13 protein-coding genes are annotated in these 16,655 nt (G+C 73.9%); 2 read left to right on the forward strand and 11 right to left on the reverse strand.

The genetic code is table 11. The features are described 5' to 3' along the window. The first annotated feature begins 205 nt into the window (after positions 1–205). Positions 206–2,131, forward strand: coding sequence for a glycoside hydrolase domain-containing protein (locus ACZ4MO_RS13455; RefSeq protein WP_186810466.1), 1,926 nt, complete (start codon positions 206–208; stop codon positions 2,129–2,131). 114 nt (positions 2,132–2,245) lie between these two features. Here ACZ4MO_RS13455 and ACZ4MO_RS13460 read toward each other — a convergent pair whose 3' ends face one another. The 8 genes from ACZ4MO_RS13460 to ACZ4MO_RS13495 all read right to left on the reverse strand — a co-directional run bounded on the left by ACZ4MO_RS13460 (position 2,246) and on the right by ACZ4MO_RS13495 (position 13,134). Next, positions 2,246–2,950: a hypothetical protein gene (locus tag ACZ4MO_RS13460; protein ID WP_175009504.1), complete on the reverse strand. Its 705-nt coding sequence runs from the start codon at positions 2,948–2,950 to the stop codon at positions 2,246–2,248. A gap of 121 nt (positions 2,951–3,071) precedes the next feature. Further along, positions 3,072–4,997, reverse strand: a complete 1,926-nt coding sequence (locus ACZ4MO_RS13465; RefSeq protein WP_186810465.1) for a hypothetical protein — start codon at positions 4,995–4,997, stop codon at positions 3,072–3,074. Between the two features lie 450 nt (positions 4,998–5,447). Beyond that, positions 5,448–6,068 carry a M15 family metallopeptidase gene (locus ACZ4MO_RS13470; protein ID WP_061269404.1) on the reverse strand — a complete coding sequence of 207 codons (621 nt, stop codon included), beginning with the start codon at positions 6,066–6,068 and terminating at the stop codon, positions 5,448–5,450. A 139-nt stretch (positions 6,069–6,207) separates the two neighbouring features. Further along, entirely contained in the window at positions 6,208–9,141 is a 2,934-nt protein-coding gene (locus ACZ4MO_RS13475) for an FAD-linked oxidase C-terminal domain-containing protein (protein WP_175009503.1), read from the reverse strand. Further along, positions 9,138–10,025: a MurR/RpiR family transcriptional regulator gene (locus ACZ4MO_RS13480; protein ID WP_021482220.1), complete on the reverse strand. Its 888-nt coding sequence runs from the start codon at positions 10,023–10,025 to the stop codon at positions 9,138–9,140. The genes ACZ4MO_RS13475 and ACZ4MO_RS13480 overlap by 4 nt, the downstream gene beginning before the upstream one ends. After that, positions 10,022–11,164 (reverse strand): BadF/BadG/BcrA/BcrD ATPase family protein, encoded by a 1,143-nt coding sequence (locus ACZ4MO_RS13485; protein WP_186810464.1) that lies wholly within the window; start codon positions 11,162–11,164, stop codon positions 10,022–10,024. The genes ACZ4MO_RS13480 and ACZ4MO_RS13485 overlap by 4 nt, the downstream gene beginning before the upstream one ends. Before the next feature lie 120 nt (positions 11,165–11,284). Continuing rightward, on the reverse strand, positions 11,285–11,959 hold the full coding sequence (locus ACZ4MO_RS13490) for a response regulator (RefSeq protein ID WP_175009501.1): 675 nt from the start codon (positions 11,957–11,959) through the stop codon (positions 11,285–11,287). Next, positions 11,956–13,134: a sensor histidine kinase gene (locus tag ACZ4MO_RS13495; RefSeq protein ID WP_255437322.1), complete on the reverse strand. Its 1,179-nt coding sequence runs from the start codon at positions 13,132–13,134 to the stop codon at positions 11,956–11,958. Before ACZ4MO_RS13495 ends, ACZ4MO_RS13490 begins: the two co-directional genes overlap by 4 nt. Before the next feature lie 109 nt (positions 13,135–13,243). On the opposite strand from ACZ4MO_RS13495, the gene ACZ4MO_RS13500 reads away from it, so the two are divergent. Next, positions 13,244–14,248, forward strand: a complete 1,005-nt coding sequence (locus ACZ4MO_RS13500) for a CPBP family glutamic-type intramembrane protease (protein ID WP_175009499.1) — start codon at positions 13,244–13,246, stop codon at positions 14,246–14,248. A 15-nt stretch (positions 14,249–14,263) separates the two neighbouring features. Here ACZ4MO_RS13500 and ACZ4MO_RS13505 read toward each other — a convergent pair whose 3' ends face one another. The 3 genes from ACZ4MO_RS13505 to ACZ4MO_RS13515 all read right to left on the reverse strand — a co-directional run bounded on the left by ACZ4MO_RS13505 (position 14,264) and on the right by ACZ4MO_RS13515 (position 16,615). Then, positions 14,264–14,959: a DNA alkylation repair protein gene (locus tag ACZ4MO_RS13505; RefSeq protein WP_175009498.1), complete on the reverse strand. Its 696-nt coding sequence runs from the start codon at positions 14,957–14,959 to the stop codon at positions 14,264–14,266. Positions 14,960–15,035: 76 nt separating this feature from the next. Then, positions 15,036–15,821 (reverse strand): SDR family NAD(P)-dependent oxidoreductase, encoded by a 786-nt coding sequence (locus tag ACZ4MO_RS13510; protein ID WP_175009497.1) that lies wholly within the window; start codon positions 15,819–15,821, stop codon positions 15,036–15,038. A gap of 182 nt (positions 15,822–16,003) precedes the next feature. After that, positions 16,004–16,615 (reverse strand): DUF6993 domain-containing protein, encoded by a 612-nt coding sequence (locus ACZ4MO_RS13515; RefSeq protein WP_175009496.1) that lies wholly within the window; start codon positions 16,613–16,615, stop codon positions 16,004–16,006. Positions 16,616–16,655 lie beyond the last annotated feature (40 nt).

Consider the following 16,655-nt stretch of genomic DNA (forward strand, 5'->3'; position numbering starts at 1 on the left):
TGTTCTGGATCGAACGCACCTACAACCGGCGTCGGCGCCAGCGTGCCCTCGGCAAGCTCACCCCGGTCGAGTACGAGCTCGCCTTCACCGCCCAGGCGGCATGATCACCACTAACCCCGTGTCAACCGTTCCTGCAGCAGTCCCAGGGCCTGCTGACCATGGACGCCTACGTCCTGCTCCCCGGCGGAACGTCCGCAGCACGCACGTGCAGCAGTGGCTCAACGCCACCTACCTCGCCCGGCAGAACTTCTTCGTTATGCCGTGCGACGGCCTGTACTCCCGCAACACCCAAAAGGCACTCGTGTACGCGCTGCAGTACGAGATCGGCATGACCGACGCCACCGCCAACGGCAACTTCGGTCCTGGTACCCGCGACGGGGTCCGCGACAACGGAACCTTCAACCAGGGCGCCCAGGACTCCGGTGGCAGCCAGTGGGTTCGCCTGTTCCACGGGGCCCTGATCTTCAACAAGTACCAGGTCCCGTTCGACTCCAACTTCTCCGCCAGCGACTCCGCCGTCGTCGAATCCTTCCAAGACTTCTGCAAGCTCGACGTCAACGGCAATGCCGACTACCCCACGTGGTGCTCCCTGCTCGTTTCCAACGGTGACCCCACCCGCCTCGGAACCGCATGCGACACCCGCGTCCAGATCACCCCGACGTTTGGCTCCATCCTGTCCAACCTCGGATACGAGACGATCGGGCGATACCTCACCAACGCTCGCGTAGCCAACCCGCTCGACAAGGAAATCAAGCCCGGCGAGCTCAACACCATCTTTAACGCCGGACTCAGCGTCTACCCGATCTACCAGGAAGTCGGCAGCAGCGTCGCCAACTTCACTTTCGGCAAGGGATTCGAAGCGGGCCTGCGCGCCGACTCCGCTGCAGAAGGCCACGGGATCCCGCCGGGCACCACCGTCTACTTTGCAGTCGATTTCGATCCCACTGACGACCAAATTTCCGCTGCTGTTCTGCCCCACTTCCGTGGGGTCGCTGCCGCACTGGAGAGTCGAGGTGGTCGTTACACGGCGGGAGTCTACGGCACGCGGAATGTGTGCCAGACAGTGACCGACGCGGGGCTCGCGGCGTACAGTTTCGTCGCCGGCATGTCGACCGGGTTCAGCGGCAATCTGGGATACACCCTGCCGACCAACTGGGCTTTCGACCAGATCTACGAGTACACCGTCACCACCGGCCTGCCGCTGGACAAGAACATCAAGTCCGGGCGAGACCACGGTTTCGACCACACCGTGGCAGTCAACACGCCGGGAAACGCGGACTTCATCGCCTACATCAACTGGCTCGAGATGGCCGCAGCCGACTACCTGTCGACACACGTGTCATCGCGGAGCGCAGCTCGACTCGTGTGCCAGTATGTCCGTCGCCTCCAGTACGATGATGTTAATTTCGACGCGCTTGTCGACGTCATCGATGACGACTGGACGGCCTATGTCGATACCCGACGTGCGAACGAGAACGTCTCCGAGGTGCCGATCTACTCGGACCCTTCGCAGGACGGCGTGGTTCTCGGATCACCGTTCGACGCCGCTCACCTCTTCGTCGCCATCGAGGGGTACCTTGCGCGGGCTGCAGTCCCATCGGCCAGCGCAACGGCACATATCTCGGACATCCCCTCGTGGGCCGGCGACCTGGCGTCCGTGATCTCCAGCTACTACCGCCACGCAAACCCCAACGAGAGTGCGCTGGACTTCTACCGGAGGTTCATCGGTGCACCTACCACCAATAGCGACACACTCTTCGGGATCACGGACCTGTGCCAGGACGCCGACTCCGTCAACATCGCGAGCGATGTCCTCGCGAACACCGGTGAGACATTCGCAGCGGTCGTCGCCCGGCATCTCACCTACGGTGGCCCGTCAGCGACCACAAACCGGTTCAGCGCCTTCAGGACGCGTCGCTTCGGCACACAGGCCAATCTGCTTGCGGCCGCCAACTACCTGTTCACCAACATGCGTTCCGGCGCGCCTGAGCAGAGCACCCTCGCTGTAGCGACGTACGCTCTGGTCCTCAGCGAGGGCGAGCCGAAGGTCCTGCCTGAGCTTGTTCCGCTGTCGACCTACGAGGCTGCCGCGCAGGCCTTCGCAGAGAAGATCGCCTCCCACGCCTCCTAGCGCTGGGGACGCAGCGGCGGCGGGGATCTCCTCGCCGCCGCTGCGCTCGGTGTCCAACATCGCACCAGTGCTGCGCCCAGCGGGCAAGGACTCCGAGACGAGGTCCCCGGAGGGCTACAGGACCAGCAAGTCAACCGGAGCACCCGTCATCAGGTTTAGCCGCTCGCGCCAGATGCTCTCGACGTCGGTCCGGTCTCCATTGGCACCGACGTTCACGGTGGCCTGCATCGAGTTCCGGTCATCGCGAAGTCGGGCAAGCGGTTCCGTGGCGATCCTGACTGCGTCGTCGATGTCATCGGTGACAGCGACCTTCATCAAGGCGAGGGCTCCCTCCGGCGTGAGAGCCGATGAGGAGTAGGCCTGCACCGTCGCCCCTTGCGCGCTGACGGTGATTCGCAGATCGGCTTCGGGCCATGCGTCGCTCGACGCGTCGTATGCGGCGGTGAGCACTCCGGCTGCGCCGGTCGAGGTCCAGGAGTCGACCGTGACGTGTGCCTCCACGAAAGGATGGTCAAGCGTGGGCCGACCGCTTTGATCTGTGACGTGGACCGCCCAGACCTCGACAGTCTCCACCCCATCCATGCTCCGGAGCGGTTCCAGGGCGTCACGCGCCGCCGAGAAGGCGGGCCCGGAGTCGGGGATTTCCTCGGCGTTCACCGGCGCATAGCCGAGTTCGCTGTAAGCTCGATAGGCGAGCAACAACCCTGCAGTCGCTATCGTCCCAGCCAAGACGAGTAACAGCAGATGGAGACCGGTGCGGTAGAGACGACGCCGAAGAAGCCGAGCGGTGGAAACTTCGGAGGACGCACCTTCTGACACGAACCCATCCTGGACGTGATCAGCGCGCAAAGTGCCCATGTTCGTAGAACCCTCACCTTTTCAGACCGTCACCTCCGGCAGCCTTCAAAGCCACCAGGCCGATCACGACCGTCTCCGCTCGCTACCGATCCAGTCCCGTGCGCTGGGCGAGAATCGCGCGGTCGCGGGTCTTGCGTGCCTTCGGGCTACGGCCCGCGGTCCTGGCCGCCACGGCGTCCGTTGCCGGCCGGGCCTGGCTGACGTCGGCGCGGATCCGGGTGTCGACGACGTCGCCTGGGATGCCTTTGGCGCGTAGCTCGCTGGCGGTGGCGGCGCGGCGTTCGGCGCTGTCGTACGTGGCGCGCCCGTCCTCGCGTCCCCGGTCGCCGAACGCGTCCCGCTGGGCTGCTTCGGAGGCCGCCCCCGCGCGCTCGTCGGGGTCCGGTTCGTGCTCGGCGGCGGTCCGCGCTTGGTCCGCCAGCCGGTCCTCGCGGTCGGCCTGCTGCATGAGCCGTTGGGCCTCGGCGTGCTCCGCCGCGGCGCGGTGGCGCTCCTTCTCGGCGGCCGCCAGGGCAACGAGCTCCGCCGGACTCATCAGGTGCGGGAACTTCGACGCGATCGCGAGATCGACGTCGGGATCCGTGCCCTTCCAGGCCTGCACGTCACGCAGTCCGCCGCGCCCGACCGGTCCGAGGTCGGCGTCCGCCTGCAGGCGGTCGATCATCTCCAACGCGTCGTCCTTCGTGAGCGCGCGGGCCAGCTGCGATCCGACGAGCTCGTCACGGGCCTCGAACCGCGGCCCGGGCGTGCGGGCGTCGCGCTCGGCCCGCGCCGCCCGCTCCGCGAGGCCGTCGGGGTCCAGGCCGTAGCGCATGCGCATCTCGGTGCGCATGTGCTCCTCGGCGCGCACCGCGTCCGGGTCCTCACGCGCCCACGCCCTGGCGACCTGATACGTCTGGGCGACCTGTTCCGCGGAGGTCCGGTCCCACCAGTCCGACCGGTACATGTTCCCGAGTTCGACGCGCGCGGCACGCCGCTCGGCCTCGAACCGGGATTGCAACTCGCGAGCCTGCTGCTCGCTGCGTGCCTGCGCGCGGCGCAGCGCCTCCTCACGCATCCGAGCGATGCGTTCCCCGACCTGCCCGGCCGCGGTGACCAGCACGCGCAGCTGGCCCTCGAACGCTTCTTCGATGCCGTCGCTCTCCTCGGCCATGACTCGCCCCCTTCTATCGCTCCGGGCCGCGCTCTGCGCCCGGCTGGACCGTGTGCCGTCCGTGGTGCTCGCGCCCGTGTGCCCTGCGATGAGCCTGTCGAGCACGGCCTGCGCGTCCCGGTCGAGCACTGTCGTGGTCGGCGCCGGCGCGGTGACCGTCGCCGCGGCGTCGCCGCTCGGCGTCAGGCTCGGCAGGGCCTCGCGCACGCGCACGAGCCGTGCACGGGTGTCCGCGGCGAGCAGGCGCGCGTGCCGCTCCTGCTGGGCCGCGACGGCGGCCCCGTGCACGGCCTGGGTGAGTCGGAGCAGCTGGCGGATCATCGCTGCCTGCGCGACGGTTCCTTGCCCGCCGCGGGCCGCGCTCGCCAGGAGCATCGCCGCACCAGAGATGGCGACCGTGCCGACCTTGTCCGGGCGCACCGTGCGCCGGTGCGTCTGAGCCGAACGCGACAGCGCGTCGGCAGCCGCCGCGAGGTCGCCAGGCGTCTCCTCGGTCGCGTTCGACCACGCGGCGAACGCGCCCGCGGTCTGGCGCGCAACGGTCGCCCACATGTCCCGATCCTCGACCGGGACCGACCGCAACCGGTCGACGAGCGCACGCAGCTCATCGTGCTGCTTGGCCCACACCTCAGGGTCCGGCTCGGCCGTCTCGCGACCCGCGGACACGGCCCGCCGGCCGCGCTTGGCGGCATTCCACTCGGCCGCCGCGTCACTGGCACCGGCCGGTGTGTCGGGCCACCCGTCACGCAGCCGCGGCAGGGACAGGTCGCGGGCAAGGTGGCCGCCGCCGTACCAGATCGGACGCTCGCCGGCCTCGGGTCGCTCGGCCACCGAGTAGCCCGTCACGACGTCCACGCGCCCGTCCGCGAACCAGGAATCCGACGCGGCGCATGCGTCGCACGAACTCGGCTTCGTCCAGGCTCGCGCTGGCGCGCCCACGCACCTTGAGCGCGAGCAGATGGCAGGGCTGGTCGGTGCGCATCTCGGCCGCGCTACGTGCCTGTCGGTCCGCGCCCGGCAGCGACGCCCCGGGCCCAGTACACGGCCGTACTCGAGTCGGCTCGCTCGTACCTAGCCCTCCCCGCACGCTACGCACGAGCACACACCCGTGACCATCGACTCGCTTCCAGCGTGCTCGGGTTCAGGAGTCGTCACGTACCCCGAAGCGCCGGTCGGACCCCGAGCCGTCACGCGTTGCGCGTCTCGCGGGTGCGGCGAGCAGGGCCTGCTCGTGCGACGAGGTCGACCGTGGTCGACCACGCGGCGAGGCGCCGCGGAACTCCTTGCTGCAGGAGGGCCCCGCGGTCAGGACCGGTACACCCAGTGCCACGGTTCGCGCGGGGTGTCCTCGACGAAGCCGAAGCGGCCGCCGTTGGTGCGCATCCACGCCTGGGCCCGGTCGTCCAGGTCGAGGTCGACCGCGATGCCCCAGCCGTGCGGGCTGGTCCCCGGCTCGGCGGCGAGCCCGCCCTGGGAGTACAGGCCCTTGCGCGCGGCGACGTCGACCTGCGCGTCGTAGGACCGGTAGGAGTCCGTGATGCCGATGCGGACGCCGTCGCGCGCCGCCTCGGCGAGCAGGCCTTCGAGCGCCTGGCCCGCGGGCGCCCAGAGGCGGTGGCCGGTCGTCCCGACCTCCTGCAGGGCGGTCCGGGGGATCTTCCCGTTGCCGTAGGCCGCGAGGTCGCCGGGGACGCCGTCGACCGTGCGCGTCCGGTCGGGACCGGTCGCGCCCGCCACCGCGGTGCTGCCGGTGCCGGTCGAGCCCGCCAGCACCGTGCTGAGGAGCTCGTCGAAGCGCGCGCCGGAGCCGCTCGCGACGGCGTCCGCGGCGCGGGTGTCGACGGTGCGGACGTCGACGGTGCGGGCGGGACTGAGGGTCGCCTCGATGGCAGCCACGCGCTGCGCGATCGCGGTGATGCCGTCCATCCGGTCGTCCTCCTGGGGGCGTGCCGGCGGTGGCGTCCACCGGTCAGCTCTCCCTATGCACCACGACGAGCGGTCTGCCGCCTCCCCGCGTCGCAGCGACCGCGCCGAGCGCGCCGACCGAGGCGCGACCGCGCGCGGCTCAGACGGTCGCGCCGGGGCGCGTGGCCGCCTCGAGGAGCTCGAGCACGTGGACGTAGTCCTTGCCCGTGGCGCGCGACATGCCCATCTCGCACGTCCGGTTGCTCGACACGTACGCGTCGAAGCGCCCCTCGGGGAGCGTGCCGGCGCGGTGCGCGACCTCGTCCGCCTCGGCGCGCGTCGCGCCCGCGGTGAGCTCGGGGTGCAGCATCCCCCGGTCGCCCGCGAACCCGCAGCAGCCCCAGGCCGTCGGCACGGTGGCGCGCTCGGCGACGGCCTCCGCCACGGCCCGCAGGTCGTCCACGGCGCCCAGGTGCACGGTCGCGCACGTCGGGTGCACGACGACGTCCCCCGCCCGCGCGACGTCGACCCCGCGGGCCGCGAGGCCGGGCAGCACGTCGGTGCGCACGAACGTCACGGCGTCGACGACCCGCAGGCGGGCGAACCGGTCGCGCGTCCGCTCGTCGCGCGGGTCCGTCCCGGTGAGGTGGCGCGCCGTCTCGGCGAGGCCGTGGGTGCAGCTCGACGCGTCGCACACGACCGGCAGCTCGCCCTCGCGCGTGGCGACCCACAGCGCGTCCACGACCTTGCGGGCCATGGCGGCCGCGCCGTCGGGCAGGCCCTTGGACGACCACGGGGTGCCGCAGCACAGCCCGCCGATCCCGTCGGGGACCACGAACCCGACGCCCGCCCGCTCGCACAGCGCCCGGAACGCGGCCTCGGCCCCGACCGGGCGGCTCGCGCCGTCCCCGCCGCACGCGCCCGCGGGCAGGCCCGCCCCGGCGGGCGCGAAGAGCTCGCCCATGCACGACGCGAACAGCACCGCGCGCGCGGAGGTGGCGCCGCCGTCGGGCACGACGGCCGTGGTCCCGCGGCGTGGCCCCGGGCCGGGCAGGTCGGCGTCGACGCGCGGGACGACGTCCGTCCCGACGACCCCGCGGGCGACGTCGGACGCGATGCGCACGAGCGGCGTCGGGAGCGCTTCGACGACGCCGAGCGCGGCGCGCAGGCCCGTGACGACGGTCCCCCAGTGCTCGGCGGCGGCCGCTCCCCCGCGCTGCACGAGCCGCGGCTGCGACCGCGCGCGGTGGCCCTTCATGACGACGCCCGTGTCGATGCCCACGGGACACGCCTCGACGCACAGCGAGTCCGCGGCGCACGTCGCGACGCCCTGGTAGGCGTACTGCCGCTCGAGCTCGCGCCGCTCGGCGGGCGGCGCGGCGGCCATCTCCTTGAGCAGCGCGATCCGCTGGCGCGGCGTGGTCGTCACGGTGCGCGACGGGCAGCCCGGCTCGCAGTACCCGCACTCGACGCAGCGGTCGACGAGCGCCGCGTCGTCCCCGCCCGCCGACGACTCGACCTTGAGGTTGCGCAGGTGCTCGTGGTCGTCGTCGGTGAGCACGACGCCCGGGTTGAGCAGGCCGTGCGGGTCGAGCAGCCGCTTGACCTCGCGCATGACCGCGTAGAGCTCGTCGCCATACTGACGCCGCACGAACGGCGCCATGATGCGGCCGGTGCCGTGCTCGGCCTTGAGCGTGCCGCCGTGGCCGAGCACGAGGTCGACGAGGTCGTCGCTGAACGCCGCGTACCGGTCGAGCTCGGCGCGGTCGCCGAGGCGCGGCGTGATCATGAAGTGCAGGTTGCCGTCCTTGGCGTGCCCGAACGTCACCGCGTCGCCGTAGCCCCGGCGCTCGAAGAGCGCGCCGAGGTCGCGCACCGTCGCGGTGAGGTCGGCGACAGGGACGGCCACGTCCTCGAGCAGCGCGGTGCTGCCCGCGGGCCGCGCGCCCGCGACGGCGGTGTACAGGCCCTTGCGCACGCGCCACAGGCGCTCGCGCGTCGCGGCGTCGGTCGTCACCGCGGCGGGGACGGCGAGGGATCCGGCGAGCGAGCCGACGACGTCGCGCGCCGCCTCCTGGAAGGGCGCGAGACCGTCGGGGGTCGCCGCGCGGTACTCGACGAGGAGCGCGGTCTGCCGGTGGATGCCCGCCCCGGAGGCCAGCGAGCGCATCGAGGGGTCGGCGGCCGGGTCCGCCGCGGCGACGCGGAGCGACGCCGCGTCGAGCAGCTCGATCGCCTCCGCGCCCGACGCGACGAGCGGCACGAGCGCGTCCGTCGCGTGCTCCAGCGAGTCGAGCACGAGGAGGGTCGTCGCGGCGTGCGCGAGGAGCGGCACCGTCCGGAACGTCACGTCGGCGACCCACCCGAGCGTGCCCTCGCTCCCGACGAGCAGGTGCTCGAGGATCTTGACGGGCGCGTCGTGGTCGAGGAACGCGTTGACGGAGTAGCCCATCGTGTTCTTCATCGCGAACTGGCGCTCGATCTCCGCGCGCATCGCGGCGCTGCCCCGCACGCGGTCGCGCAGCTCCGCGAGCCCGCGGTGGAGCGCGGGCTCGGCCGCGCGCAGGCGCGCGTCGGCGTCGGGCGCGCCCGTGTCGACGACCGTCCCGCTCGCGAGCACGACCGTCATCGCCTCGACCGTCCGGTACGCGGTCCGCGCCGTCCCCGACGACATGCCCGACGAGTTGTTCGCCACGACCCCGCCGATCGTGCACGCGATCTCGCTCGCCGGGTCCGGGCCGAGCCGGCGCCCGTGCCGCAGCAGGTGCGCGTTGACGAGCCGCAGCGTCGCGCCGGGCTCGCAGCGCACGCGCTCGCCGCCGTCGAGCACCTCGACCCGGGTGAAGCGCGTGCGCGTGTCGACGAGCACTCCCGCGCCCGACGCCTGGCCGGACAGGCTCGTGCCGCCGGACCGGAACGTCACCGGCAGCCCGCGGCGGGTGGCCTCGCGCATCGCGGCGACGACGCCGTCGCGGTCGTGCGCGCGCACGACGACCTCGGGCCGCAGGAGATAGTGCGACGCGTCGTGCGCCTGCGCGACCCGCGTGAGGAGGTCCGTGCGCAGCTCGAGGCCGGGCGTCTCGACGGTGGTCACGGGCGCGTCCGGCGGTCGTAGCCGAGGCGGTGGGGCTGCACGGCCTCGTACGTCGCGCGCAGGTTCGCGGTCGTGCGGTCGTACAGGCGCTGCGCGACGCGCACGAACAGGAAGTCGACGAGCGCGAGCTGCGCGATGCGGCTCGACAGGGCGCCGGACCGGAATTGCGTCTCGCGCGCCGTCGTGGTGAGCACGAGGTCCGCGTGCTCGACGAGCGGCGACTCGGGGAAGTTCGTCACCGCGACGGTCGTCGCGCCGCGGTCGCGCGCGATGCGCAGGGCGTCGTTCGTCTCGACGGTGAGCCCGCTGTGCGAGACGCCGACCGCGACGGCGCCCTCGGCCAGCAGCGCCGCGGACTGGAGCTGGACGTGCGGGTCCGGCGACGCGAAGCACAGCAGCCCGATGCGCTGGAGCTTCTGCGCGAGGTCCTGCGCCGTGAGCCCGCTCGACCCGACGCCGAACAGGTCGATCCGCGTCGCCTGCGCGACCGCGGCGGTGACCTGCTCCAGCGCGTCGAGGTCGAGCATGCGCGCCGTCTCCTCGATGGTGCGCGCCTCGTGGAACGCGATCTTCGTGACGACGTCGTGCAGCGTGTCGTCCGGGTCGATCTCGCCGTGCGCGACGTTCGCACGCTCCTGCTCGACGGCGCGGCGGCTCGTCGCCTGCGCGAGGTCGATGCGGAACTCCGGGTACCCGGCGTACCCGACGGCGCGGCAGAACCGCACGACCGTCGCCTGCGACGTCCCGACGAGCGCGGCGAGCTCCGTGATCGTCTTGCCCACGACGGCCGCCGGGTCGGCGAGCACGGCCTCGGCGATGCGCGCCTCGGCGGGCCGCAGGCTCGGCAGGGCCTGGCGGATGCGGACGAGGCCGTCGGCGGTCATGGGGTCTCCTCGGCGGTGGTCGGGTGCTGCGGGGCGGTACCGGGCGCGCCCGGCGGCAGGGCGGTCGGTGGCGCGGCGGTCGGTGGCGCGGCGTGGTCCACGAGCGTGAGCCAGGGTGCGTGCCCGACGACGGAGCCCGGCTCGGTCGCGAGGCGCGCGGCGAGGTGCAGCGCGCCGTCGAGCGGCGTGCCCGCGGGGTCGACGAGCGCGACGTCGGGCCGCAGCACGGCGAGCCGCGCCCGGAACGCGTCCGTCAGCAGCGGGCCGATCCCCAGCACCCCGCCGGTCGCGGCGGCGAGCGGCGGGACGCCGTCGACGAGCGCAGCCACGAGCGTCGTCGCGAGGTGGGCCCCAGCGCCCGCGAGGACCTGCCGCGCGACGGGGTCGTCGGCACGGGCCGCGGCCGCGACGTCGGGCGTGAACGACGCGAGCACCTGGGCGCGGTCGGGGCGCGTGTAGAGCTGCCCGGGCCACGACGGCACCGGACCGAACCGCGCGACGGCGGCGGCGAGCAGCGCCGTCGAGCCGCCGGAGTCGCGGCCGTCGTGCGCGGCGACCGCGGCACGCAGCCCCTGCGCGCCGATCCACGACCCGGAGCCCAGGTCGCCGAGCAGGTGGCCCCACCCGTCGACGCGGTGCCACACGGTCCGCAGGTCGGTGCCGAGCGCGATCGCCCCGGTCCCGACCGCCACGACGGCGCCGGGACGGCCACCCAGCGCGCCGAGGTGCGCGGTGAGCGCGTCGGCCGCGACGGCGGTGCGCGGGCCGGGCCGGACGGCCGGGTCGCCGTCGACCGCGAGACCTTCGGCAGGCGGCAGGCCCGTGCGCAGCGCGGCGTGCAGCTCGGCGGGATCGCGCACGAGGGACGCGAGGCCGGTCGCACCGACCGCGGCAGCGGCGACGCCGTCCGCGGCGAGGGTGGGGACCGCGTCCCGGAGCCGGTCGAGGAGATCGCGCACGACGTCCGCGGCGTCGCTCCCCGTGGGCCCGATCGCGACCGGTCGGCCGGTCAGCGCGACGTCGTCCGCTTTCGCACCGGAGCCTGCCGCAGCGGGCAGGCGACGGGCGAGGAGGCGGCTCCCCGACCCCCCGACGTCGAGCCCGACGACCCACGGGCCCTCGGGCGTGCTGCTGCTCACGGGGCCAGTGTGGCACAAAGTTTCACAGCAGAGAGGCGAAAGGGAGATTCTTGCCAGGGCGTCCGGGCTGCGTGCGCTCACCGTACGCCGCCCGGTCCACCGCGGGAACCCCCGCCGCGGTCATTCGTGCTCCGGGTCGTTCCGCAGCACGAGGGCGGCGACCTGGGTCCGCGACTCCACGCCGAGTTTGGCGATCACCCGGCTGACGTGCGTCTTCACGGTGGCGAGCGAGATGAACAGCGCCGCGCAGATCTCCGCGTTCGACATCCCCCGGGCGAGGGCGCGCGCGATCTCGCGCTCGCGCGGGGAGAGCGTCGCGAGGGCGTCGACCGCGGCGCTGTCCGGCGGTCGGGTGTTCTCGGCGGCGAGCGTCATCACCCGCCGCAGCACCGCGGGCGCGAGGACGGGCCGCCCCTGGGCCGCCGCGCGGACGGCGTGGGCGAGCTCGTCGGGCGGCGCGTCCTTGAGGAGGAACCCGCACGCCCCGGCACGCAGGGCGCGCACGACGTGGTGGTCCGTGTCGAAGGTCGTCAGGACGATGATCGCCGTCTCCGGCCGGAGCGCGGTCTCGCGCGCCGTCGCGACCAGCCCGTCGCAGCGCGGCATGCGCAGGTCCATGAGCACGACGTCCGGCCGGCAGGCCTCGATGACGTCGCGCGCGTGGTCCCCGTCGACCGCCTCGCCCACCACGGCGATGTCGGGCTCGCCGCCGAGCATCAGGCGCAGCGCCGAGCGGACCTCCGGCTGGTCGTCGACGGTGACCACCCGGACGACGTCGGATGACGGGCGGCTCACGCGGCCGGCCAGGGGATCGTCACCGCGACCACGTGCTCGTCGGCGCCCGGGCGGACGCTGACGGACCCGCCCACGGCCCGCGCCCGTTCCTGCATCCCGATGACGCCGAGGCCCGGTCGGGACGCGCCCTCCCGCGGCCCCGCGAGTGCGTTGCGCACGACGATCGCCAGCTCGCGGCCGGGAGCGCCGCTGATGGCGACGTCGACACGCTGCCCGGGGGCGTGCCGCCGGGCGTTGGTCAGGCACTCCTGGACGATCCGGAACGAGTGCCGGCTGACGGTCGGGGGCAGGCGCTCGAGGTCGACGGCGCAGTCCGTCCGGGCGAGCGGTGTCTCGGCCACGAGCTCGTCGAGCCGGTCGAGGGTCGGCTGGGGCCGGTCGTCGTCCGACCGGCTCGGACCCCGCGCGTAGGTGAGGAGCTCGCGCAGGTCCGCGAGCGCCTGGCGGCTGCTGTCGTGCAGGGCGGCGACGGCCTCGTCCCGGTCGGCGGCGCCCAGGTCCGTCCGGTGCCGCAGGACGCTCGCGTGCATCGCGGTCACCGAGAGGCGGTGGGCGAGCGCGTCGTGCATCTCCCGGGCGATCTGCGTGCGCTCCTGGTGGCGCGCGCGCTCCTCGCCGAGGCGCTGCTCCTCGGCGGTCAGCCGGACCCGCTCGTGCAGCGCGGCGACGAGGTCCCGCCGCGCGCCGACCGCGAGGCCCGCGGCGAGCGCGACGGCGAGCACGACGGCGGTCGCGACGACCGCGGCCACCACCTCCCACCACGGCAGCGCGACGCCGACCAGGTCGATCCCCAGGGCGGTCACCGCCACGACGCCGACGAGCCAGACCGCCGCGACGGTCGCCAGCTCGCGCACCCGACGGCGGGTGGCGAGCGACCCGAACGCGAAGAGCGCCGCCGGCACCGCAGCGGCGGAGACGGCGGCGAGCACGGCGAGCAGCAGGGCGACGAGGAAGGGCGCGCTGCGACGCCAGAGCACGACCACCCATGCCGCGACCCCGAACGCGAGGTCGAGGAACAGCAGTGCGGCGAACCGCACGGGCTCGTCCTGCGCCCCGGGCGTGTCGACGCTGAGGGCGAAGTTGCCGAGGAACAGCAGGGCACCCGACAGGGCGACCGCGGCCAGGAGGCCGGTCTCGCGGAGGACCCGACGCCACGCCGGGCGCTGCGCGAACATGCTCACCGGAGCACTGTAGGCACCCAGGAGCCCGACCCCCCAGGGTGCGGACAGGAAATCAGACCGATGACCGATACCCCGGGCCGGGCCGCTCGACCAGGCTCGAGACATGCACCCCTCGCTCGACGAGAGCCTCGTCCCGACGGCGCCCTTCCCCGGCCCGCTGCCCACCGGTCCCGCGTCCCGGCCCGCACCGGACGGCACGACCGCGACCACCTTCCCGTACCACCGGGCGGCGCGCGCCGACGTCCGCCCCGCACGGTGGTGGACCCCGCTCACCACGTTCGGCGCGACGGCGCTCGTCTACCTCGCCTTCCTCGCCCCGGTCGCCGTCGTCGCGGTCGCCTACGCCGTGCTGGTGCCCTACCGGCCCGGGCTGCCGACACCCACCGACGACTTCTCCGACCCGCTCAACCCGTTGGACTGGGCGATCGGCCTCGGGCTCATCGCGCTCCTGCTGCCCGCCGTCGTGCTCGGCGTGCGCTGGGGCGGTCGACGCCGCGGCACGATCCACTCGGTGACCGGGAGGTTCCGGTGGGGGCTCGTCCGCAGCGCGGTGCCGCTCGTCGTGCCGCTCTACGGCGTCGTCACCGTGGGCGGGTTCCTGCTCCGGCCGCCGTCCGACCTGGCGACCCCCGCCGTGACGCCGGCCCTCCTCGTGAGCCTCGGGTGCATCCTCCTGCTCGGGCCGCTGCAGTGCGCCGCGGAGGAGTACGCGTTCCGCGGCCTGCCCCAGCAGATGCTCGGTACCTGGCTCCGCTCGCCCGTGTGGGGGATCGTCCTGCCGGTCCCGTTCTTCGTCGTCGGCCACGGGTACGACGGGGTGGGGCAGATCGGCATCGCGGCGTTCGCGCTCTGCACCGGGTTCCTCGTCTGGAAGACGGGCGGGCTGGAGCTGGCCGTGCTCGTGCACGTCGCCAACAACCTCTTCCTGTTCCTCCTCGCACCGTTCAGCGCCTCGTCGATGGAGCAGGGCGCGATCGAGCCGCTCGTGCTGCTCGTCGACCTGGCGCTCCTCGGCAGCGCCACCGTGATGCTCACCGTGTGGTTCTCCCGCCGCGAGGGGCTCCGGATGCTCGAGCCATGCTGCGGCCGGGTGCCGTCCCGAGGCTGAGAGCGACCACGGCGCTCAGCGCGCGAGCCACTCCTTGCGCTCCGCAGGCGGCAGCTTCTCGACGGCGGCGCGCAGCACGTCGCGCGACATCGTGGCGGCCCGCTCCTCGAGGAACGCCCGCAGCCGCTCGGGCTCGACGTCGCCCGCGTGCCGGAGCATCCAGCCGACACCCTTCTGGACGTACGGCTCCGGGTCGTCGAGCAGCACGGCGGAGAGCCGGAACGTGTCGTCGACCTGGCCGCGCCGCAGGAACGCCGCCGTCGCGACGACGGCGGAGCGCCGCCGCGGCCAGTCGGGCGCGCGCGCGAGGTCGTCGAGCACGTCGCGCGGGCGGTCGAGCAGCCACGTCCCGAGCACCTGCGACGCGGTGAGGTCCACGAGGTCCCAGGTGTCGATGCGGTCGTGCCGGCGCAGGAAGAGCTCGACGAGCTCGGCGTGCCGCTCGACCGTCACGCGACGGGCGGTCGCCGCCTTGCCCATGATCGAGCACCCGCCGGCGCGCACCTCGTGGACGCGGTCCTCGAGCAGCAGCTCGATCTGGTCGACGGGCAGGTCGAGGGCGCTCTTCGCGAGCACGAACACGTCGCCCATGCGCACCCCGGCGAGCGTGGCGTCGCCGGGGAACTGCCGCGCGGACGCGCGGCGCTGCGCCGCCGTCGCGCGGGCGAGCAGGTCGGCCCGGAAGTCGGTCGCCGTCGTGTACGGCGGCATCGTCCCTCTCCTCTCGTGCGGGCGCGGGCCCGCGGTCACGTCGTCCGGGCGGCCCGTGCCCCCGGGGTCCTGCGGCTCAGCGCGGCGCCATGCGGATGGCGCCGTCGAGGCGGACCACCTCGCCGTTGAGCATCGGGTTCTCGACGATCGCGCGCACGAGGTGCGCGTACTCCTCGGGCCGCCCCAGCCGGCTCGGGTGCGGCACCTGCGCCCCGAGCGACTCCTGCGCCGCCTCGGGGAGCGACGCCATCATCGGCGTGCGGAAGATCCCGGGCGCGATCGTCATGACGCGGACCCGGTGCTGCGCGAGGTCGCGCGCGAGCGGGAGCGTGAGGCCGGCGACCCCGGCCTTGGACGCGGCGTACGCCGCCTGCCCGACCTGGCCGTCGAACGCCGCGACCGACGCCGTCTGCACGACGACGCCGCGCTCCTCGCCGTTGGGGTCGGGACCGTCGGGACCGAGCGGGTCGAGGGCGAGCATGCGCTCCGCCGCGAGCCGGACGACGTTGAACGTGCCGACGAGGTTGACGTCGACGACGCGGCGGAACGCGTCGAGCGCGTGCACCCCGGACCGGCCGAGGACCCGCTGCGCGAGCACGATCCCGGCACAGCTCACGACGACGCGCGCCCCACCGAGGGCGTCCGCGGCGTCCAGGGCCCGCGCGACGTCGTCCTCGCTGGTCACGTCCGTCGGGACGAACCGCGCCGCGTCGCCGAGCCCCGCGGCGACCGTGGCGCCGTCGGACGACGCGAGGTCGGCGAGCACGACGCGCGCACCGGCCGCCGCCAGGCCCTCCGCCGTCGCGCGCCCGAGGCCCGACGCCCCGCCCGTCACCAGCGCGACCGCGCCCTCGATCCGCATCTCTCATCCTCCGTCAGCCGTGCGGGCCCCGTCGCCCGCCCCGCTGACCGTACCCAGGTGGAGCCGCAGGTCGCGAGATCGACCCGCCCGGCGTCCTCCCCGGCACCCCGCCGGCACCCCGCCGGCACCCCGCCGGCACCCCACCGGCACCGCGCGCACGGGGGCACCGGGTGGCGAGCGGCTCAGTGCGAGGGCATCTCCAGGCAGCCGCCGTCCGCGATCGGTCCGCCCGCCTCGAGCGTCACGGCGTCGGGCGCGACGCCCCCGAACACGCAGCCGCCCGGGACGGCGACACCCACGCCGACGGTCGTCGCGACCTCGCCGGACGCCGTCGTGCCCACGACCTGCACGGTCTCGAACCCCGCGGCGGCGAGCGCCGTCGCGACCTCGTCGGCGTCGACCGCCGAGCCGTCCGCGACCGGGTCGAGCGCGGCGCGGACCGCGGGCACCGAGCGGGCCGCCTCGGCGTCGCGCTCGGGGGTGCCCTGACGCTGGCGGTACGCCTCGTTCGACGCGTCGAGCGTCGTCTCCCGCCCGGTCTCGGCGCCGTCCGTGGTGCTCGCCGGGGCGCTCGCCACCGACCGCTCGGCGGAGGAGTCCCGCTGGTCGGCCCAGGACTGGATGCCGACCGTCACGACGACGAAGTACCCCACCACGCCGACGAACGCGAAGATCGCGATGCCCACGACCACACCCACCACAGCCCGCACCACGGGCGAGGTGGAGTCCGGCCCGTCGTCAGGGCCTCTGTCCAGGCCGTGGTCCGGCCCGTCGTCCGGCACCCGCGTCGTCATGTCCCGAGTCTGTCCCGCGCGGGCGTCGGAGGCCACCGAG

The sequence above is a fragment of the Sphaerisporangium cinnabarinum genome, assembly GCF_055567015.1.

Excerpts from the sequence above, each read along its gene's own strand:
- ACZ4MO_RS13500 (WP_175009499.1), top strand. The coding sequence starts at position 13,244 with ATGCACCCCTCGCTCGACGAGAGCCTCGTCCCGACGGCGCCCTTCCCC.
- ACZ4MO_RS13470 (WP_061269404.1), bottom strand. The coding sequence starts at position 6,068 with ATGGACGGCATCACCGCGATCGCGCAGCGCGTGGCTGCCATCGAGGCG.
- ACZ4MO_RS13515 (WP_175009496.1), bottom strand. The coding sequence starts at position 16,615 with ATGACGACGCGGGTGCCGGACGACGGGCCGGACCACGGCCTGGACAGA.
- ACZ4MO_RS13505 (WP_175009498.1), bottom strand. The coding sequence starts at position 14,959 with ATGCCGCCGTACACGACGGCGACCGACTTCCGGGCCGACCTGCTCGCC.
- ACZ4MO_RS13480 (WP_021482220.1), bottom strand. The coding sequence starts at position 10,025 with ATGACCGCCGACGGCCTCGTCCGCATCCGCCAGGCCCTGCCGAGCCTG.
- ACZ4MO_RS13495 (WP_255437322.1), bottom strand. The coding sequence starts at position 13,134 with ATGTTCGCGCAGCGCCCGGCGTGGCGTCGGGTCCTCCGCGAGACCGGC.
- ACZ4MO_RS13510 (WP_175009497.1), bottom strand. The coding sequence starts at position 15,821 with ATGCGGATCGAGGGCGCGGTCGCGCTGGTGACGGGCGGGGCGTCGGGC.